Source organism: Pseudomonas sp. EA_35y_Pfl2_R5, assembly GCF_963970805.1.
GTDB lineage: Bacteria > Pseudomonadota > Gammaproteobacteria > Pseudomonadales > Pseudomonadaceae > Aquipseudomonas.
The window spans coordinates 556,441-572,420 of sequence record NZ_CAXAOW010000002.1; the positions used below are offsets into that span (position 1 = coordinate 556,441).

The following is a 15,980-nucleotide window of genomic DNA, read 5'->3' on the forward strand; positions in this document are numbered from 1 at the left end:
ATATGGCACACCCCATGCTTTGCGTATACTGCGCCAATGTTTGCCCACTCTGCGTTCCGCGTGCGCCGCGCCTGCTGGCTGCTGGTGATCGGAATCCTCCTGGTGCTCGGCGGCTGTGCTGAAGAACCCAGCACACTCGAGCGCGTTCAGGCGGAGGGTGTACTGCGGGTGATCACCCGTAACAGCCCGGCCACCTACTTCCAGGATCGTAATGGCGAAACCGGCTTCGAGTACGAGCTGGTGAAGCGCTTTGCCGACGATCTGGGCCTGAAGCTGGAAATCGAGACTGCCGACAACCTCGACGAACTGTTCGCCAGCCTGAATAAGCCCAACGGCCCGGTACTTGCCGCCGCCGGTTTGGTGGAAAGCGACGGACGGCAGCAGCACGCGCGCTTCTCCCTGCCTTACCTGGAAGTCACTCCTCAGGTGATCTACCGCAACGGCGAGCAACGTCCGACTCGCCCGGACGATCTGCTCGGCAAACGCATTCTGGTCCTTAAAGGCAGCAGCCATGCCGAACAGCTGGCCGCCTTGAAACTGCAACTGCCAGAGCTGGCTTACGAAGAGTCCGCTGCCGTCGAGGTGGTCGACCTGTTGCGCATGGTTGATGAAGGGCAAATCGACCTGACACTGGTCGACTCCAACGAGCTGGCAATGAATCAGGTGTACTTCTCCAATGTACGCGTGGCCTTCGACCTGGGCGATGCGCAAAACCTGGCCTGGGCCACCGCTCCCGGTGAAGACCGCAGCCTGCTCGACGAGATGAATGCCTTTATCGAACGCGCGCAGCAGAACGGCAGCCTGCAGCGGTTGAAGGATCGCTACTACGGCCATGTCGATGTACTCGGCTATGTCGGCGCTTACACCTTCGCCAAGCACCTGCAACAACGCCTGCCGCGCTACGAGAAATACTTTCGCGAAGCCGCCCAGGCCAATCAGGTCGACTGGCGCCTGCTCGCCGCCATGGGTTATCAGGAATCACTCTGGCAACCCACCGCCACCTCGAAAACCGGTGTACGCGGGCTGATGATGCTGACCCTGCGCACTGCCCAGGCCATGGGTGTGTCGGACCGCCTTAACCCCAAGCAGAGCATCGAAGGCGGCGCCAAATACATTGTCTATGTGAAGAACCAACTGCCGGAAAGCATCCAGGAGCCGGACCGCACCTGGTTCGCTCTGGCGTCCTACAACGTCGGTGGCGGCCATCTGGAGGATGCGCGCAAGCTCACCGAAGCTGAAGGCCTGGACCCGAACAAATGGCTGGATGTGCAGAAGATTCTGCCGCGCCTGTCGCAGAAACAGTGGTACAGCAAAACCCGTTATGGCTACGCCCGTGGCGGCGAGCCGGTGCATTTTGTGCGCAACATCCGCCGCTACTACGACATTCTCACCTGGGTAACCCAGCCGCAGCTGGAAGGCTCGCAAATCGCTGAAAGCAATCAGCATGTGCCGGGCATCGACAAGCGTCAGCCGAATGAGCAAACCCCACCGCTTTAAAAGAACCTATTTCAAAGGCGCGCGAGTTAGAGCCCTGCAAGGCGCTACGTAGTAACAGCCTCCGGCTGGTCAAAACGGCGAGAACGCGGACTGGGCTCGCACGCGAGTTTACTGATGTAAATGAGCATTACCCGCTTCGCTCGCCCTTTGGGCCGCGCTAAAGCGCGTTAGCCGCAAGCGACTTACCGAGCCTGGTTTTAACGCCGCAGGGCCGGCGCGCAGCAGACTTTGGATAGGTTCTAGCGCTGCTCGCGCCTGGCCTTGAAGAACGCACTCAGCACTGCCCCGCACTCCTCCGCCAACACGCCACCCTCGATCAGCACCCGGTGATTGAGAAACTCTTGATTGAAAAACTGCCCACGACTGACTGCCACCCCGGCTTTGGGTTCAGTCGCGCCATAGACCACACGCTGCACCCGCGCATGCACGATCAACCCGGCGCACATACTGCACGGCTCCAACGTCACATACAGGGTGCTGCCCGGCAGGCGGTAGTTATCCACGGCTTGCGCGGCGCTGCGAATCGCCACCATTTCGGCATGGGCACTGGGGTCATGGGTGGAGATCGGGCAGTTAAAGCCGCGCCCGACAACCTGGCCATCCTGCACCAGCACTGCGCCGACCGGCACCTCGCCAAGGACAGCGCCTTCGGCGGCCAGGGTCAAGGCCTCACGCATAAAGTGCTGATCCTGGCTGCGGTCGACAATCAGCGGACGACGCATCACGCCACCTCGATCGCGGCCATCAAGCCGGTTTCCATATGGTCAATCACATGGCAGTGGAACATCCATATCCCCGGGTTATCCGCGACAAAGGCAATCCGTGCGACTTCATTCTTACCCAGCAGATAGGTGTCGGTGAAATACGGAATGATCTTCTTGCGGTTGGACGAAATAACCTTGAATGCAAGCCCATGCAAATGGATCGGGTGTAGGTACTGCGCCATATTGCGCAGCTCGAAGATGTAGTGGCCATCCTTTTTTAGGCTAGCAATCGGCCGATCCGCACAGGTCTTGTCGTTGATATCCCAGGCCTGGCCGTTGATCTGCCAATATTTGGCTGGCCCGTTGCCACTTGCACTAGCCAGGCTCGCCGACCACTCGAAGTTAAAGCGCAGCACCTCGGCGCGTTCTAGATCAGGCTCGGCCACCGGATTGTCCGGCAAGCGCGGAGGCCACTCACTCGTTACCTCTGTAGCGGCCACGCTCTTCAGCGTTGCCAGACGCAGCGGACCGTTGCGCAGAGACAACTCAACATCCGCCTCGGGCACTCGCACCGCCAGATCAATACGCATACCTGGCCCCAACCAATACTCCTTACCCAGAGGCCGCGGCTCAATTGGGTGGCCATCCAACGCATACAAGCGCGCATCGGCGCCTGGCAGGTTGAGCCGGTAGGTCACAGTGCTATCCAGATTCAATACACGCAAGCGCACCACTTGCCCCGCTGGCAGTGTCAAAACCGGAGCCGGCTTGCCGTTGATGGTAGTCAGGCGCCCACGCGTTCCTTCACGCGCCGCCTCGCGCGGCACACTGAATGCAGTGAAAGCGCCTTGCGCGTCAACGTGCCAGGTCTTCAGGCTCAGAGTGCGCTCATGGACAAAGCCGGTAGCCTCACGCTCCTCGACAATCAGCGGCCCGACCAGACCACGCCCCAGTTGCTCAGCGCTGCTCAGGTGCGGGTGATACCAGAAGTTGCCGGCATCTTCGGTCTTGAAGCGATAATCGAAATATTCGCCCGGCAGCACCGGCAACTGCGACACATAGGGCACACCATCCATTTCCAGCGGCAGGCGGATGCCATGCCAATGGATGGTGGTCGGCTCATCCAGATGATTGATAAAACGCACCCGCAACCAATCGCCCTGACGCGCGCGAATTTCCAGCCCTGGCACCTGGCCGGCATAGCCCCAAGCAGGGGTGATATGGCCGGGCACCAATTCGACATCGAGCGGCGCGGCGATCAGTTCGTAGTCATGGCTCGCCTGGTTTTCTGCACGCCCGAGCCAATAGCGCACGCCACCGACGCCCAGCCCAGCAACGCCCAACGCGCTGAGGCCGGCAAGAATTTGTCTGCGAGTAAACGCCATCTTCAATTCCGTGGTCCGGATCCACTCCGGAGTATTGCACCGCTTGATCAAACCAATGCAGCTAGTTGCAATATCTTCTCATTCACGCCCACTTCAAGGCGAGCCTCGCGTCGCGCTCGATTGCCGCACCCACAGAAACCACAAAGGCAGCTTGCGCTGCCCTTGTGGCGGTTCAACTCGGCAGGATCACTCCCACTCGATGGTGGCAGGCGGTTTGCTCGACACGTCATATGTGACGCGGGAGATGCCTTCGATTTCATTGATGATGCGGCCGCTGACAGTTTCCAGTAGCTCATAGGGCAGGTGCGCCCAACGTGCGGTCATAAAGTCGATGGTTTCTACCGCACGCAGGGCGACAACCCAGGCGTAACGACGGCCATCACCAACCACGCCCACCGACTTCACCGGCTGGAACACCACGAAGGCCTGGCTGACCTTGTGGTACCAGTCGGCCTTGCGCAGCTCTTCGATAAAGATGTGGTCAGCGCGGCGCAGCAGGTCGGCGTATTCCTTCTTCACTTCACCGAGGATGCGCACACCCAGGCCTGGGCCGGGGAATGGGTGACGGTAGACCATGTCGTACGGCAGGCCGAGCTCCAGACCCAGGCGACGCACTTCATCCTTGAACAGTTCGCGCAGTGGCTCGACCAGTTTCAGGTTCATCTCTTCCGGCAGGCCGCCGACGTTGTGGTGCGACTTGATCACGTGGGCCTTGCCGCTTTTCGCGCCAGCCGACTCGATCACGTCCGGGTAGATGGTGCCCTGGGCGAGGAACTTGATGTTGTCCAGCTTGCAGGACTCAGCATCGAACACGTCGATAAAGGTGCGGCCGATGATCTTGCGCTTCTTCTCCGGGTCGGCTTCGCCGGCCAGGTTGTTGAGGAACTGCTCCTCGGCATTGGCACGGATCACCTTGACGCCCATGTTCTCGGCGAACATGGCCATCACCTGCTCACCTTCGTGCAGACGCAGCAGGCCGTTGTCGACAAATACGCAGGTCAGCTGGTCACCGATAGCCTTGTGCAGCAGCGCCGCGACCACCGAGGAATCCACACCGCCGGACAGGCCGAGCAATACGTTGGCGCTGCCAACCTGGGCGCGCACGTTGGCAATGGCATCTTCAACGATGTTGGAGGCGGTCCACAGCGCTTCACAGCCGCAGATTTCCAGGATAAAGCGCGAGAGGATGCGACCGCCCTGCTTGGTGTGGGTCACTTCCGGGTGGAACTGCACGCCGTAGTAGCCACGGCTGTCGTCGGCCATGGCGGCGATCGGGCAGCTCGGGGTGCTGGCGAGAATATGGAAACCGGCTGGCATGGCGGTGACTTTGTCGCCGTGGCTCATCCACACATCAAGGCCGAACACGCCGTCGTCATCGACGTGGTCTTCGATGCCGCTGAGCAAGCGGGCTTTGCCGACGATATCGACACGGGCGTAACCAAACTCACGCAGCTCGGAGCCTTCAACCTTGCCGCCCAGCTGTTCGGCCATGGTCTGCATGCCGTAGCAGATACCAAACACCGGCACACCGAGGTCAAATACCGCTTGCGGGCAGCGCGGGCTGTTAGCTTCGTGCACAGACTCCGGGCCACCGGCGAGGATGACGCCGCGCGGGGCAAAAGCACGGATGTCATCGTCGCTCATGTCGAACGGGTGCAGCTCGCAGTACACGCCGATCTCACGTACGCGGCGGGCGATCAGCTGAGTGTACTGGGAACCGAAATCCAGAATCAGGATGCGGTGAGCGTGGATGTCTTGATGAGCCATGGCCGTCTCTCGTAGCGGAATTCACAAATAACTCGGGGCTGCCCGTTTTTCTCAACAGCAACAGCCCCGTGCTTTCCTAATTTTTCTAAAAATCGATTTGCCGCGTCGCGAGCGCAGGTCAGGCAAGGCGAAAAGAAGCGAGAAAGCGGAGTTGGCTGTAGCCAATGAGCATTTACTCGCTCCGCTCGCCCTCTCGGGCCGTCCTTTCGGGCGTTCACTGGCAAGCCAGTGTCGAGTTTCTTTTCAACGCAGCATGGCCAAGCGCAGCAGCGTCAAATCGATTTTTTAGCCGACGCGATAGTTCGGCGCTTCCTTGGTGATCTGCACATCGTGGACATGCGACTCGGCCATGCCGGCGCCAGTGATGCGCACGAACTCAGGCTTGCTGCGCATCTCTTCGACCGTTGCACAACCGGTGTAACCCATGGAGGCACGCAGGCCGCCCATCAGCTGGTGAACGATGGCTGCCATTGCACCCTTGTATGGCACGCGGCCTTCGATGCCTTCAGGCACCAACTTCTCGGCACCGGCCGAGGAGTCTTGGAAATAACGATCCGAAGAACCCTGTGCCTGCGCCATGGCACCCAGCGAACCCATACCGCGGTATGCCTTGTAGGAACGGCCCTGGAACAGCTCGACTTCACCCGGCGCTTCTTCAGTACCGGCGAGCATCGAACCGATCATCACGCAGGACGCGCCAGCGACGATGGCTTTAGACAGGTCACCGGAGAAGCGGATACCGCCATCGGCGATCAGCGGCACACCGGTGCCAGCCAGAGCGGCAGCAACGTTGGCCACGGCGGAGATTTGCGGTACGCCAACACCTGCGACGATACGCGTGGTGCAGATCGAGCCTGGGCCGATACCGACCTTGACCGCATCGGCGCCGGCTTCGGCCAGGGCCTTGGCGGCTTCACCGGTGGCGATGTTGCCGCCGATCACCTGAACATCCGGGAAGTTCTGCTTGACCCAACGCACGCGATCGATCACGCCTTTGGAGTGACCGTGTGCGGTGTCGACGATGATCACGTCGACACCGGCGTTAGCCAGTGCAGCAACGCGGTCAGCGGTGTCAGCACCGGTGCCAACGGCTGCACCGACGCGCAGACGACCCTGATCGTCCTTGCTGGCCAGCGGATAGGCCTTGGCTTTCTCGATGTCCTTGACGGTCATCATGCCCTTCAAACGGAAGGCATCGTCGACGATCAGGACTTTTTCGATGCGGTGCTTATGCAGCAGCTCGCGCACCAGGTCTTTGTCGGCACCTTCCGGGACGGTGACCAGACGCTCTTTCGGCGTCATCACTTCACGCACGGTGGCGTCCAGGCGGTTCTCGAAACGCACGTCACGGGAGGTAACGATGCCGACCAGGTCGCCATCGCTCAGTACCGGTACGCCGGAGATGTTGTGCATACGAGTCAGGTCGAACAGATCACGTACGGTGGCGTCGGCTTCGATAGTAATCGGGTCCTTGACCACGCCCGCTTCGTAGCGCTTGACCTTGCGCACTTCGGCAGCTTGCTGCTCAACGGTCATGTTCTTGTGGATGATGCCGATGCCGCCTTCCTGAGCCATGGCAATCGCCAGCCGGGCTTCAGTCACGGTATCCATGGCAGCAGAGAGCAATGGAATATTCAGTTCGATGCCACGGGTCAGGCGCGTTTTGAGGCTGACATCCTTCGGCAGAACTTCGGAATAACCTGGAATAAGTAGAACGTCGTCGAAGGTAAGAGCTTCTTGACTGATACGCAGCATGGCGGGGGCTCCCGGACGGGAAAATTGGAAGCGCGCCATTATACTCAGACGCCACCCTGCACTCAATGCAAACAATCGACTAGACGCGCTGATCGTTGAGATGCGCGTCGACAACGTCGCCGAACTGACTCACAAGTCAACTTTTACCAGCGATAGCGAATAGCCCAAACGGGCAGCAAACTCGTCGAGAAAACTCTGCTTGAAACCGGCATCCGCCCAGTTATTGAAGATAAAGCCCAGATTGGAAAAACCGCAGGGCTGCAGAAACAGAAAGCCGTTGATGTCGTCCTCATGGCTACACAGCGGGCAGATGAAGTTATCGGTATGCCCCGGCATCCAGTCTTCCAAGCTATCGAACAACCTTTCACCCACCTCGCGCCGGCACTCAGGACAACCAGCCTCTTCGAGAAAGCCCGCAGTCGGGGTATAGATGCAGCGTTTGTAGATAATTTCCAGGCCATGCACCGCCTGCCCGAACGGCAGCAATTCCGGGCGTTCGACCACTCGCCGCGCACCTTCGGCAATGCCATAGCCCATATGCTTGAAAGTGCGCCCACAGGTGGTCAGCTGCTCTTCGATGATGTTCTGCTTGACCAGCCAGCGCACGATCAACCGCGCCCGCGCTTCATGGCCGGGGAAACTGGAAATCTGCGGCACGATGATCGCCTGCTGCTCACTCATATTGAAACTCGGTTTGCGTTGGAGGCGCGCAGCTTAATGGCCACACGAAGCCGGTCAAGACCAATCCACTATGGCCGACCGGACAAAGCCTTTACTATGCCGGCCATGATCAAAGATCCCTTCCAACGCCTGAACCTCGATCGCGAGGTACTCAGCGTCAGCCAACTGAACAACCGCGCACGCTTGCTGCTGGAAGATGTCTTCGGCGGCATCTGGGTCGAGGGCGAAATTTCCAACCTGGCCAAACCGGCATCCGGGCATATCTATTTCACCCTTAAAGATAGTCAGGCCCAGGTGCGCTGTGCGCTGTTCCGGCAGAACGCCGCCAAGGTGCGCCAGGCGCTGCGCGACGGCCTGGCGGTCAAGGTGCGCGGCAAGGTCTCGCTATTCGAGGGCCGTGGCGACTACCAGCTGATTCTCGATGCGGTGGAGCCGGCCGGCGATGGCGCACTGCGACTGGCCTTCGAAGCACTGAAGGAAAAACTCAGCGCCGAAGGGCTGTTCGCCGCTGAGCGCAAGGTCGCCCTGCCAGCCCACCCGAAACGTATCGGCATTATCAGCTCGCCGAGCGGCGCGGTGATCCGCGACATCATCAGCGTATTCCGCCGCCGCGCCCCGCAAGTCGAGCTGACCCTGATTCCGACCGCCGTGCAAGGCCGCGAAGCCACCGCACAGATCGTCCGCGCCCTGAATTTGGCCGACGCAAAGGGCTTCGATGCACTGATCCTGGCCCGTGGCGGCGGCTCGCTGGAAGACCTCTGGTGCTTCAACGAAGAGCCGGTGGCCCGCGCCATTGCCGCCTGCATCACGCCCATCGTCAGCGCCGTGGGCCATGAGACCGATGTGTCCATCGCCGACTTTGTCGCTGATGTACGCGCACCGACGCCTTCTGCCGCCGCCGAGCTGCTGGCCCCCGACAGCAGTGAACTGGTGCAGCGCTTGCACAACCTGAAACGCCGCCTGAACCTGCGTATGCAACACCGCCTGGAGCGCGAACGTATGCGTCTGGACGGTTTACAGCGGCGCTTGCGCCATCCCGGCGAACGCCTGCGCCAACATGCTCAGCGTATCGACGACTTGGAGATGCGCCTAAGCCGTGCTTTTGAGCGGCAGCTGAAGAGCCGCCGCGAACGCCTGAATCACCTGCAGACCCGCCTGCTCAGCCTGCACCCGGAACGCAACCTGAAACTGTTGGACCAGCGCCTGCAGGCCTTGACTGAACGCTTGCAACGCAGCATGCGAGAAGGCCTGAAACAGCGCCGCCTACAGCTGCAAAGCCAAATGCACACACTGCACGCGGTCAGCCCGCTAGCGACCCTCGGCCGTGGCTACAGCATCCTGCTGGATGAGCGCGGCCGCGCCATCCGCAACGCCGCCGACACCCGCCCCGGCCAGCGCCTGAAGGCGCGCCTGGGCAACGGCGAACTGGATGTACGAGTCGAAGACAACCATGTGCAGCCGGTCACCCTGTCGCTGCTCGACTGACCTTTTCGTTTTACCTTTTACAGCGGTGGATAAGCTTCGCGTTATCCACCCTACGGATATTCAATGCGCCTGTTCACGCTTATTGCCCTGTTCTGTCTCGCCCTACCCGTCCACGCCGAAGGCTTTATCACTCGTCTACTGAACAAGCCGGTGCCCGGGGGTGTGGCTGTAGTTGATTTGGGCCCGGAAGAAACCGCGCCCAATGTGCGCTATCAGAACAAACCGGTATTGGTGATCAAAGAAGACCAGCAGCGCTGGATCGCCATAGTTGGCATTCCCCTGAGCGTGAAGCCCGGCAGCCAGCAGATCAGCGTCAATGGCAGCCAGACACTGAACTTTCAGGTCGGCAGCAAGCATTACGTCGAGCAGCGCATCACCATCAAGAATCAGCAGCAGGTCAATCCGAACGCCAAGAATCTTGCGCGCATCAAGCGCGAACTAGCGGAGCAGACCCGCGCCTATCAGCAGTTCAGCGCACGACAGCCGAGCAACCTGCTGTTCGACAGACCTGTGAGCGGACCACTGTCCAGCCCCTTTGGCCTGCGCCGCTTTTTTAACGGTGAGGAGCGCAACCCGCATTCGGGATTGGATTTCGCCGCCAATAGCGGCACGCCGATCAAGGCTCCGGCCGCTGGCAAGGTGATCCTCATCGGCGACTACTTCTTCAACGGCAAAACCGTGTTTGTTGACCACGGGCAGGGCCTGATCAGCATGTTCTGTCACCTCTCGGCCATCGGGGTAAAAGTCGGCGACGAACTGCCACGCGGTGGTGTACTCGGCAAAGTCGGCGCCACCGGCCGCGCCACCGGGCCGCACCTGCACTGGAACGTCAGCCTGAATGACGCCCGCGTCGACCCGGCAATTTTTATCGGCGCCTTCAAGCCCTGAAGGGATTGCGCCTGGGTTCACAGCCGCCGCTTTGTTATGGTCTGCCCGTCCGCAATCGAAGGGCCTGTGCTGAACGCCCGCCTTCACCGTCCGAACTAGGGAGCTTGATATGCCGCAAGCGCTTGCCTCATGGCTTGACTGGCTGCAACAACACGCCGAAATTTTTACCCTGATTAGCGCGGGCTTGCTCCTGCTGAGCGCCTGGCTAAGCAACTGGCTGGTCAAGCGGATACTCGTGCGCGCCGTGTGCCACCTGATCGACGCCACCGCCCTGGGGCGTAACGCACAGAACCTGGATAACGAACTGATCAAGCGCCTGGCCAACATTGTCCCGGCACTGCTGATCAGCGCGGGCATCGGGCTGGTTCCCGGCCTTCCGGAAAGCCTGGTCAGCGTGACACGCAATGTCTGCAGCGCCTTTATCGTGCTAACCGTTGCCCTGGCCTTGAGCCTCCTGCTGGATATTGCCAACACCCTCTATAACCTGCGCGATGACGCGCACCTGCGGCCGATCAAGGGCTACCTGCAGGTGCTGAAAATCGGTCTGTTCGCCGTCGCCGCGATCCTTATGATCGCCACGCTGATCGACCGCTCGCCGCTGATCCTGCTGTCGGGCCTGGGGGCCATGGCCGCCGTACTGATGCTGATTTTTCAGGACACCCTGCTGTCGCTGGTGGCCAGCGTGCAGATTTCCTCCAGCGACATGGTGCGCGTTGGCGACTGGATCGAAATGCCGCAACTGAACGCCGATGGCGATGTAATCGATATCGCCCTGCACACCGTCAAAGTGCAGAACTGGGACAAGACCATCAGCACCATTCCAACCAAACGTTTTATCAGCGACCCATTCAAGAACTGGCGCGGCATGCAGGAGTCTGGTGGGCGGCGGATCAAGCGCAGCGTGCTGCTCGACCAGACCAGCATCGGCTTCCTCAGCCCGAAACAGATTGCCCGCCTGCAGCGTTTTCTGTTGCTCGGCCAGTACCTGAGCAGCAAACAGAGCGAGCTGCTCAGCTGGAACACCGCACTGGCCGAAGCCAGCCAAGAGCCGGCGAATACCCGCAGGGTCACCAACATCGGCACCTTCCGCGCCTACGTCGAACACTACCTGCGTCAGCACCCGGGCATCCACCAGGAAATGACCCAGCTGGTCAGGCAACTGCACCCGACAGCGGATGGCCTGCCGCTGGAGCTGTACTGCTTCACCAACACCATCGCTTGGGCACGCTACGAAGCCATCCAGTCGGATATCTTCGACCACCTGTTGGCCATCCTTCCCGAGTTCGGTTTGCGGGTGTTCCAGCACCCCAGCGGGGCGGATATGCGCGAGCTGAAAAGCAGCCTGCCATCTACCGCCGAGGACTGAGCAAGTCGCGGGTGGCACCCAGCACTGCCACCCGCAATCCGCACAAAGCACTGCAGCTTTTTTTGAGATATAAACAATCTAAAACCTCATAAACCGCATAATAAAATCAATTTTTTAGCATTGCTTGCCAGCTTTGACCTCAAGGATTAGGGTTGACGCCATGCACACCCATCACACCCTTATCCTGCTGCGCCAACACGCCAACCTCTGCTTGGTCAGCCAGCGACTGCGCGGCTAATTCTTTTCGCCAGCGCCACCCCTATTTCAGATTCAGCCCGGCCCGCCGCTTGCAGCCGCCGCTAACAAGGACACTCCCATGAGCATGCTTAAAGACCCGTCCAGCAAATACCGCCCCTTTACCCAGATTGTCATCCCGGACCGCACCTGGCCGGACCAGATCATCGACAAGGCGCCGATCTGGCTGTCCACCGACCTGCGCGACGGCAACCAGTCGTTGATCGAGCCGATGGATGCCGAGAAGAAGATGCGCTTCTTCAAATGCCTGCTGGCCGTGGGTTTGAAGGAAATCGAAGTGGGCTTTCCATCCGCCTCGCAGACCGACTTCGATTTCGTTCGCGAACTGATCGAAGGCGGCCACATCCCGGACGACGTCACCATCCAGGTACTGACCCAGGCCCGCGACGACCTTATCGAGCGCACCTTCGAGTCGCTCAAGGGCGCGAAGAAAGCCATCGTTCACTACTACAACGCCTGCGCGCCGAGCTTTCGCAAGATCGTCTTCAACCAGGACAAGGCCGGCGTCAAAGCCATCGCCGTGGCCGCCGGCAAGACCATTAAGCGCCTGGCCGATGCCGCTCCCGAAACCCAATGGGGCTTCGAGTATTCGCCGGAAGTGTTCAGCAGCACCGAAATCGATTTCGCTGTCGAGGTGTGCAACGCGGTAATCGGCGTGTTCCAGTCGACCCCGGCGAACAAACTGATCCTCAATCTTCCCGCCACCATCGAGTGCGCCACGCCGAACAACTACGCCGACCAGATCGAGTGGTTCGGCCGTCATATCGACCGTCGCGACAGCGTGCTGCTCAGCGTGCACACCCACAACGACCGTGGCACCGGCGTGGCTGCCTCGGAGCTGGCGGTAATGGCCGGCGCGGATCGTGTCGAAGGCTGCCTATTCGGTAATGGCGAGCGCACCGGCAACGTCTGCCTGGTGACCCTGGCGCTGAACCTCTACACCCAGGGCGTCGACCCGCAGCTGGACTTCTCCGATATCGACACCGTGCGCAAGGTGGTCGAGGACTGCAACCAGATCCCGGTGCATCCGCGCCATCCGTACGTCGGCGACCTGGTGCATACCGCTTTCTCCGGCTCGCACCAGGATGCGATCCGCAAGGGCTTCGCCCAGCGCCAAGACGGCACCCTCTGGGAAGTGCCCTACCTGCCGATCGACCCGGCCGATATCGGCCGCGACTACGAGGCGGTAATCCGCGTCAATAGCCAGTCCGGCAAGGGCGGCATCACCTTCCTGCTCGAGCAGGAGTACGGCATCAACCTGCCGCGGCGCATGCAGATCGAGTTCAGCCAGGTGGTGCAGAAGGAAACCGATCGCCTTGGCCTGGAAATGAGCGCCGTGCAGATCTACCAGCTGCTGGAGCGCGAGTACCTGCAAGCCACCGTGCCCTATGCACTGAAAGGCCATCGCCTACAGGAAGAAAATGGCACCAGCGCGGTCGACGTGGAAGTCGTCAATGCCGGGGAAACCCAGCACTGGCGCGGTATCGGCAAAGGCCCGCTGGAAGCCCTGGTTGCCGGCCTGCCGGTGGCCGTGGAGATCATGGACTACAGCGAGCACGCCATTGGCGCCGGCACCAATGCCAAGGCAGCGGCCTATATCGAGCTGCGCGTTAACGGCGGCCGTGCCCTGCATGGTGTTGGTATCGATGAAAACCTGACTACCGCGAGCTTCCGTGCGCTATTCAGTGCGCTGAACCGGGCCATTGGCCAGGCAGCCGAACAAGCAGCCTAGCAGTGCGTTGAAAGCTACCTGCGTTGGCAAGTAGCCTCGCCTACGCCTTCAACGCACTGCTGATCGCTCCAGCCGCCGTCAGCGCTATACGGCTGACGGCTCGTTCGCCAGATAACCCGCGGTGGCCTGCAAGGCCTGATCGATATCCGGCCACTGCAGTTGATAGCGCTGCGCCAATGCCTGGGTCGCGGCAGTATCGAAACGCGTGGTCTGGATAAAGTCCAGCGACTCGGCATCGGTACGCAGCAAACGCGGCATCCCGGGAATTTTCAACAACACCCGCAGCAAAGGAATCGGGACATGCCGATTTGGCGCTCGCACATTTAGCGTGTTGGCCAATTGCTGAAGCATGCCATGCAGGTTTGGCGTCGCAGCATCCAGGGCGAGAATCTCCTGCCCGGCCTGCTGCTCATCGAACGCGGCGGCCACTATCAATTCAGCGAGAAAATCGACACTGACCAGCGGCAGCCAATGCGCAGTGGAACCCGGTATCGCCCCGAGCCGACCGCTGGCCAGATTGCCGATCAGCCCAGCCAACGGCTGCGCCGGCAGAATATGGCCGCTGCGGCTATGGCCGCACACAGTGGCCGGATGCACCACCGTCAGTGGCGCCTGCATCTCAGCCATACGCGCGCGCACGCGGAAATGCGCCTCCAGCTTACTGCCCTCGTACGCCCCGCTACGTTGATAGACCTTGTCCCAATCAGTGCGCTCGGGCTGCTGCAGATCAATGCCGATACGCTGTAGATGCCCATGATTGGCCAGCATAAAGCCGCCCACCATCAGCAGCCGGCTGCCTTGCTGCGCCGCCAGCTCAGCCACCGCCAATGCACCCTCGACATTGACCTGGCGCGCCTGCTTGGCAGCCAGTCCCCAGGCAAACTGCGCGCCCAGGTGGAACACCACGCCAGCCTGGCGCACCTGCTCACGTGCAGCAGCATCCAGACCCAGGTCAACGCGCCCGAGGTCACCAGCCACCGCCGTCAGCAGCTCGCCGCGGCCACCCAATTGCTCAATCTGTGCACGCAAGGCCGGCAAGACTTGCGGCTGGCGCATCAGCAGCGTCGCCGAGTAGCCCTGACGAGTCAGTAGCGCCAGCAGATGCTGGCCGATAAAGCCGCTACCGCCGGTTACCAAACAGTGTTTGTTCATGATCAATCCACCCGAGCCATTAGTGACCCGAGCAGGCTAAACTGTCGAGCACACTCTACAGTCAAGCGAGATTTTCATGCGCATAGGCGAACTGGAAAAACGCAGCGGCGCCAGCCGCCACACCCTGCGTTATTACGAAAGCCTGGGGCTGATCAGCGCCCTGCGGCGCGACAACAATTACCGCGAATACAGCCAGCAGACGCTAAACGATCTGGAGTTTATCCAGCAGGCGCAGGGCATGGGCTTTTCCCTTGGCGAGATCGGCCAAATCCTCAAGGCGCGGCGCGAGCAACAGCTCGACTGCGCCCAAGGCGCCGCGCTGGTCAGCCGCAAGCTTGTCCAGGTGGAGCAGAAACTTGCCGACCTGCAGCAGCTGCGCGACTTTCTGCGTAGCGAAAAGCTGCGCCTGGAGACTAGCGCTGCCGAACAGGCGGCGATACAAATGGCCATGACCGCTCGTTAAATCAGCCCAGCTATCAGACTAAGCGCACGGCGACCGTGCGGGTGACAACTACACTGCAATCAATAGATCGCAGGAGTACCTGACCATGCGTTCACTGACACACTGGATGTGCACCCTCACCCTGCCGCTGCTGCTCGCCTGCAGCGCAAATAGCCTGGCGGCCACCGTGGCCATGGCCTTCGGTGAAAAGATTCCGCCCTTCTGCTTTCCGGAGAGTGACAGCGGTATCGAGTTGGAAGTGATTGGCGAAGCCCTGGCGTTTCGCGGCCATAGCCTTGAACCGCGCTATTTCCCCCTGGCCCGCGTACCCTTGGCGTTTCGCAAGGGTGAAGTGGATGCGGCCATGACCGACCTGGGTCAGGACCTTGCTGCAGCCGGTGGTCATTACGGCAATCCAGCGGTGATCTACTACAACGTGTTTGTCAGCCTGCAAGGCCGGCGCTTCGATATCCAGAAGCCCGAGGACATCAAGGGCCTTAGCATCGTGGCCTTCCAGGGTGCAGCCCAGCGCTACCCCGAATGGTTGGCCTCCAGCCAGAAGGATGGCCTGTACTTCGAGCAGAACAATCAGGAACTGCAGGTACTTGGTCTGAATAAGGGCCGTTACGATCTGGTACTGAGTGATCGCAGCATCTATCGCTACTTCGAACTGCTGCTCGAACGCACCACCCTGTTCAAGGCCAAAACCATCGCCATGCACCAGTTTGTCGAGGAAGACCCGCAGAACTACCGGCCGGTATTTCGCGACCCGCAGATCCGCGACGACTTCAATGCCGGCCTCGCCCAACTCAAGGCCAGCGGCCGCTACCAGGCGATCTACGATCACTACTTAAAGCAGTAACAATCGTCC

The 15,980-nt window shown here is 60.5% G+C and carries 13 protein-coding genes; 7 read left to right on the forward strand and 6 right to left on the reverse strand.

The genetic code is table 11. The features are described from left to right. The first annotated feature begins 36 nt into the window (after positions 1 to 36). Positions 37 to 1,497, forward strand: coding sequence for a membrane-bound lytic murein transglycosylase MltF (gene mltF, locus AACX99_RS06505; protein ID WP_339410376.1), 1,461 nt, complete (start codon positions 37 to 39; stop codon positions 1,495 to 1,497). A gap of 239 nt (positions 1,498 to 1,736) precedes the next feature. Here the strand turns inward: mltF and tadA are convergent, their stop codons facing one another. The 5 genes from tadA to AACX99_RS06530 all read right to left on the reverse strand — a co-directional run bounded on the left by tadA (position 1,737) and on the right by AACX99_RS06530 (position 7,789). Beyond that, positions 1,737 to 2,219: a tRNA adenosine(34) deaminase TadA gene (gene tadA, locus AACX99_RS06510; RefSeq protein ID WP_339410377.1), complete on the reverse strand. Its 483-nt coding sequence runs from the start codon at positions 2,217 to 2,219 to the stop codon at positions 1,737 to 1,739. Continuing rightward, positions 2,219 to 3,586, reverse strand: a complete 1,368-nt coding sequence (locus AACX99_RS06515) for a multicopper oxidase family protein (RefSeq protein WP_339410379.1) — start codon at positions 3,584 to 3,586, stop codon at positions 2,219 to 2,221. The genes tadA and AACX99_RS06515 overlap by 1 nt, the downstream gene beginning before the upstream one ends. Before the next feature lie 186 nt (positions 3,587 to 3,772). Further along, positions 3,773 to 5,353, reverse strand: coding sequence for a glutamine-hydrolyzing GMP synthase (guaA, locus tag AACX99_RS06520; RefSeq protein WP_339410381.1), 1,581 nt, complete (start codon positions 5,351 to 5,353; stop codon positions 3,773 to 3,775). Between the two features lie 285 nt (positions 5,354 to 5,638). Beyond that, complete coding sequence (gene guaB, locus AACX99_RS06525) at positions 5,639 to 7,108, reverse strand: IMP dehydrogenase (protein WP_339410383.1); 1,470 nt, start codon at positions 7,106 to 7,108, stop codon at positions 5,639 to 5,641. A gap of 129 nt (positions 7,109 to 7,237) precedes the next feature. Beyond that, the gene (locus AACX99_RS06530) at positions 7,238 to 7,789 is read right to left on the reverse strand and encodes a sugar ABC transporter ATPase (protein WP_339410385.1); all 552 of its coding nucleotides are present in this window, start codon (positions 7,787 to 7,789) and stop codon (positions 7,238 to 7,240) included. A 105-nt stretch (positions 7,790 to 7,894) separates the two neighbouring features. Between AACX99_RS06530 and xseA the strand changes: the two genes are divergently transcribed. From xseA to leuA, 4 genes are all read left to right on the forward strand, one after another. Continuing rightward, on the forward strand, positions 7,895 to 9,274 hold the full coding sequence (gene xseA, locus AACX99_RS06535; protein WP_339410386.1) for an exodeoxyribonuclease VII large subunit: 1,380 nt from the start codon (positions 7,895 to 7,897) through the stop codon (positions 9,272 to 9,274). A 63-nt stretch (positions 9,275 to 9,337) separates the two neighbouring features. Beyond that, positions 9,338 to 10,162, forward strand: a complete 825-nt coding sequence (locus AACX99_RS06540) for a peptidoglycan DD-metalloendopeptidase family protein (RefSeq protein WP_339410388.1) — start codon at positions 9,338 to 9,340, stop codon at positions 10,160 to 10,162. Positions 10,163 to 10,271: 109 nt separating this feature from the next. After that, positions 10,272 to 11,528 carry a mechanosensitive ion channel family protein gene (locus AACX99_RS06545; RefSeq protein WP_339410389.1) on the forward strand — a complete coding sequence of 419 codons (1,257 nt, stop codon included), beginning with the start codon at positions 10,272 to 10,274 and terminating at the stop codon, positions 11,526 to 11,528. A 316-nt stretch (positions 11,529 to 11,844) separates the two neighbouring features. Further along, entirely contained in the window at positions 11,845 to 13,515 is a 1,671-nt protein-coding gene (gene leuA, locus AACX99_RS06550; protein WP_339410390.1) for a 2-isopropylmalate synthase, read from the forward strand. Between the two features lie 84 nt (positions 13,516 to 13,599). Here the strand turns inward: leuA and AACX99_RS06555 are convergent, their stop codons facing one another. Continuing rightward, on the reverse strand, positions 13,600 to 14,667 hold the full coding sequence (locus tag AACX99_RS06555) for an SDR family oxidoreductase (RefSeq protein WP_339410391.1): 1,068 nt from the start codon (positions 14,665 to 14,667) through the stop codon (positions 13,600 to 13,602). A 76-nt stretch (positions 14,668 to 14,743) separates the two neighbouring features. Between AACX99_RS06555 and AACX99_RS06560 the strand changes: the two genes are divergently transcribed. Beyond that, a complete protein-coding gene (locus AACX99_RS06560) occupies positions 14,744 to 15,130 on the forward strand; it encodes a MerR family transcriptional regulator (protein ID WP_339410392.1) in 387 nt (128 codons plus the stop codon). A gap of 85 nt (positions 15,131 to 15,215) precedes the next feature. Continuing rightward, positions 15,216 to 15,971 (forward strand): substrate-binding periplasmic protein, encoded by a 756-nt coding sequence (locus tag AACX99_RS06565; RefSeq protein WP_339410393.1) that lies wholly within the window; start codon positions 15,216 to 15,218, stop codon positions 15,969 to 15,971. The last annotated feature ends 9 nt before the right edge of the window (positions 15,972 to 15,980 follow it).